Source organism: Nocardiopsis sp. SBT366 (genome assembly GCF_001083815.1).
Taxonomy (GTDB): Bacteria; Actinomycetota; Actinomycetes; order Streptosporangiales; family Streptosporangiaceae; genus Nocardiopsis; species Nocardiopsis prasina.
The window spans coordinates 1-3,880 of record NZ_LAVM01000149.1 but is presented as its reverse complement, the minus strand read 5'-3'; the positions used below and the strand labels follow the sequence as shown (position 1 = coordinate 3,880).

The window sequence follows — 3,880 nt, the reverse complement described above, 5'->3', positions numbered from 1 at the left end:
CACCTGGACCGGCAGATGTGCCGCTCGGGGGTCGAGTTCGTCGTCGCGGCCCCCTACGGGGAGGAGGGCGTGGCCGTGGGTCAGTTCCGGTTTCGGGGGCGACAGGTGGTGGCCGATCCGCTCGACCAGGCGCTCCGGGGGAGCGGTGGCCAGGGACGTGGCGAGCAGCACGACGGCGCAGGAGGAGACGAGCACAGCGGCGCGTCGGGGCAGGGAGACGAACACGTCGGGGACCTCGGGTCGGGGGCAACCGGAAACCGCGCACGACGCGGCCGGGAACTGTCACCCAATGTAGCCGAACGTGTTCGCTGCGCAGGGATGCGCCGCGTGCTGTCGGGTGCCGTCCCGAACCGCCCCGCCGCGCTCTTCCCTCGGGTCCGACTCCGGCTTCCCCCGGGTCCGACTCCGGCGTGGGATCAGACCGCCACCGGGTGCCGCAGCCGCAGCGCCTCGGGGTAGGGGCGCAGGTAGGTCTGTTCGTTGGCCCAGGTCATGGCTTCGGCGGAACAGTGGTGCCGCAACAGCGCGACCGGCAGGCTGAGCGGGGCCTGCCCCTCCCGGTAGTCCTCGATCGCGGCCAGCAGGTCGTGCCTGCGGGCGTCGTCCAACAACGGGCTGATCATCCCGAAGACGTGCTGGAGCACGTTGGCGTGCCGGCCCCGACTGCCCTTGACGGCGAGGGTCCGGTGGAAGGCCTCCGCGTAGGTGGCCGCGACCTCCTCGGGATCGCCGGTGCCCGCCCGGGCCACGATCCGCCCGGTCTCGCGGTAGCCGTCCGGGGAGTGCGCCATCAGCTGGAGTTTGTGCCGGGTGTGGAACGCCACGAGGTCCCGCGGGCGCCAGTCATCCTCCAGCAGGGCGCGCAGCCGGGAGTGCGCGAACACCCGCTCCACGAAGTGCTCGCGCAGGACGGGGTCGGACAGGCGGCCCTGCTCCTCCATGGGTAGTTGCGGCAACAGCTCGGTGAGCCGCGCGGCGAAGGCGCCCCGGCCGTTCCCGCGCAGCCGGTCGCCGTGATCGTCGAAGACCGGCAGGGCGAACAGGCCGCAGCTCGGCGACTTGTTCTTGAGCACGTATCCGTCCAGGCGGCGCAGCTCGGGCAGGTGCCGGTCGGCGACCCGGGCGAGGTCGTCCGTGTGGTCGGCGCCGCCCTTGCTGGAGATGACCCGGTCCTCACCGGGGGCGGTTTCAGGCCGCTCCTGGAGACGCAGGGTGGGGCGGGGCACGCCGAGCCCGATCTCCGCCTCCGGGCAGACCGGCAGCCAGTCCACGTGCCGGTCCAGCTCGTCGGTGAGGAACCGGAAGCGCGAGTGCCCGCCGTTGTAGCGCACGGGTGCGCCGATGAGGCAGCTGGAGACTCCGACGACGGGACGGGGAGGCGGGTTCATGGTGGGGCTCTACCCCCGACCACCTCGGGTAATCGCCAATGAACACACCCAGTAGTGTGAAGGTGTCGAAAAGTGAAGGAGTCCTTGTTGGGCACCCCCGTCATCGTCCTGTTCACGCAGGACCTGCGCCCGAACGACCACCCCGCGCTCAGCGCGGCCCTGCACGCCTCCCCGCAGGTGGTCCCCGTTTTCGTCCTCGAACCCGGCCTCCTGGCACGCGCCGCCCGCAACCGCCGCGCCCACCTGGCCGAGGCCCTCGCGGACCTGCGCTCGGGCCTGCGGGAGAGAGGCGGCGACCTCCTCCTTCGCCGGGGCGACACGGCGACCGAGGTCGGGAGGCTGGCCAGGGAGACCGGAGCGCGCACCGTCCACCTCAGCGCGGGCGTGACCCGGTTCGCGGCACGGCGGCTGGACTCGCTGCGCGCCACCGGACTGGAGGTGTGCGAGCACCCCGGGCTGACCGTGGTGCCGCCCGGCGACCTCACCCCGGCCAGCGGCGACCACTACAAGGTGTTCACCCCCTACTGGCGGGCCTGGGAGGGGGCGCGCTGGCGCGAGGTGCTGCCCGCGCCGGAGGCCCTCGAACTGCCCGAGGGGCTCGAACCCGGTGACCTGCCCGAGCTGGACGGCGACGCCGAGGGGATCGGCGCCCTCGCCCCGGACCGGCAGACCGGCGGCTGGACCATGGCGCGCGAACGACTGCGCGCCTGGCTCGACGAGGGGCTGGCCGACTACGGGGATCGCAACGACGACCTCCCCGGGGCGGCCACCTCGCGTCTGTCCGCGGACCTCAGGTTCGGCTGCCTCTCACCACTGGAGATCGCCACCGCCGCCCGGGACCTCCCCGGCGGCAGCGAGTACGTGCGCCAGCTCGCCTGGCGCGACTTCCACCACCAGGTCACGGCGGCGTTCCCGTGGATCAACACCCGTGACTACCGAGCGCGCGACCGCGAGTGGCGCGACGACAGGGACGCCCTGGCCGCCTGGAAGGAGGGCCGGACCGGTGTGCCGATCGTGGACGCGGGCATGCGGCAGCTGCTCCAGGAGGGGTTCATGCACAACCGCGCCCGCATGATCACCGCCGCCTTCCTCACCAAGACGCTGCTGGTGCACTGGCGGGAGGGGGCCGCGCACTTCGACGCCCACCTCACCGACGGGGATGTCGCCAACGAGTACGGCAACTGGCAGTGGACGGCGGGTACCGGCAACGACACCCGACCCAACCGGGCGTTCAACCCCTCCCGGCAGGCGCGGCGGTTCGACCCCGAGGGCGTCTACGTGCGCCGGTACGTCCCCGAACTCGCGGAGCTGTCGGGCGCGCGAGCGCACACGCCCTGGCTGGAGGGGTTCGGGGAGGGTGTCGAGGGCTACCCGGCGCCGATCGCCGATCCCGGTAAGTAGCGGCTCAACCGTTGCGGTGACCGCGGTGGGGGCAGGTGCGCACGCCCGCTTCCGGGTACTCGCCGCACCTCTCGCACCGGCCCACGGTCGGCTTGTCGTGCTTGGGGGACAAACGGCGGCCGGGCGCGGCCAGCAGGGGAGGCCGGAGCACGGGACCCGAGGTCAACCCTCCGTCTCGGCCAGACCGTCGATGATGTCGTCCAGGACCAGCGAGCGGTCCAGCGCCGACATCAGACGCAGTTCCCGGAGCGCGGGGAGGGTGTCCACGCCGTCGCCCTCGGCCCCCGTCACCGTGCACACACGCATGCAGTGCTGGGTCGGGGGCCGCCAGAAGTCGCGTTCGTCGATGGGGGCGATCCGGTACACGGTTGCCGGGTACTCGGACGGGCGGCTCGGAGAGTGCCACTGTTGGACGCGGGACAGCACGAAACCCGTGATCAGGGAGTCGAAGACACCGCCTGACGCGAGGTCGGCCAGGGCGTCCTCGTCGCCTTCGGAGCGGCAGGCGTCACACCCCGCGAGTTCCGCGCGCAACAGCCAGCGGGCACGCGCGTGACTCACCTCGGGGTTCTTGAGCTTGCTCGGATGCCGGTGTCCCATGGAACGGAGCGTACGACGGACGCGGGCGGCGCGGTAGACGGGGGCGGGAGCCACGATCGAGCCGCGCGCCTCCTCAGCCCGGTTCGAAGGCCCGCCGGAACGCGGCCAGGGCGGCCTCGTCGAAGAGCACCAGGTCCACCCTGGGCACCCGGACCGGCGCGGTGCGCAGCGCCCGCGCGGCGATCCGAGCCGCGTCGTCCAGGGGCCAGCGGTACACCCCCGTGGAGATCGCGGGGAAGGCCACCGACTCCGCGCCCAGCTCGTGGGCGACCCGCAGTGACTCAGTGAAACAGGAGGCCAGCACCGCCGACCGGTCCTCGGTCCCGCTGTACACCGGACCGACGGTGTGGATCACCCAGCGGGCGGGCAACCTCCCCGCCGTGGTCGCCACCGCCCCACCTGCGGGCAACCCCTTCCCGTAGTGGGAGGCGCGCAGGGCGCGGCACTCCTCCAGGATCGCCCCGCCGCCCCTGCGGTGGATGGCCCCGTCC

4 protein-coding genes and 1 pseudogene are annotated in these 3,880 nt (G+C 72.9%); 1 reads left to right on the top strand and 4 read right to left on the bottom strand.

Going from position 1 to position 3,880, the window contains the following annotated elements; genetic code table 11:
• Window positions 1–225: pseudogene (locus ADX84_RS24830) on the bottom strand (hypothetical protein); the annotation flags it as partial.
• A 191-nt stretch (window positions 226–416) separates the two neighbouring features.
• Window positions 417–1,388, bottom strand: a complete 972-nt coding sequence (locus tag ADX84_RS24825; RefSeq protein ID WP_049579858.1) for a DUF523 and DUF1722 domain-containing protein — start codon at window positions 1,386–1,388, stop codon at window positions 417–419.
• Window positions 1,389–1,475: 87 nt separating this feature from the next.
• On the opposite strand from ADX84_RS24825, the gene ADX84_RS24820 reads away from it, so the two are divergent.
• On the top strand, window positions 1,476–2,789 hold the full coding sequence (locus ADX84_RS24820) for a deoxyribodipyrimidine photo-lyase (protein WP_049579856.1): 1,314 nt from the start codon (window positions 1,476–1,478) through the stop codon (window positions 2,787–2,789).
• A 162-nt stretch (window positions 2,790–2,951) separates the two neighbouring features.
• Here ADX84_RS24820 and ADX84_RS24815 read toward each other — a convergent pair whose 3' ends face one another.
• Entirely contained in the window at window positions 2,952–3,389 is a 438-nt protein-coding gene (locus ADX84_RS24815; protein ID WP_017544170.1) for a hypothetical protein, read from the bottom strand.
• Window positions 3,390–3,462: 73 nt separating this feature from the next.
• On the bottom strand, window positions 3,463–3,880 hold a 418-nt coding region (locus ADX84_RS24810; RefSeq protein ID WP_049579854.1), incomplete at its 5' end, for a macro domain-containing protein.

What these genes read in the sequence shown, in the direction of transcription:
- ADX84_RS24825 (WP_049579858.1), bottom strand. Translation starts at nt 1,388, where the DNA reads ATGAACCCGCCTCCCCGTCCCGTCGTCGGAGTCTCCAGCTGCCTCATC.
- ADX84_RS24815 (WP_017544170.1), bottom strand. Translation starts at nt 3,389, where the DNA reads ATGGGACACCGGCATCCGAGCAAGCTCAAGAACCCCGAGGTGAGTCAC.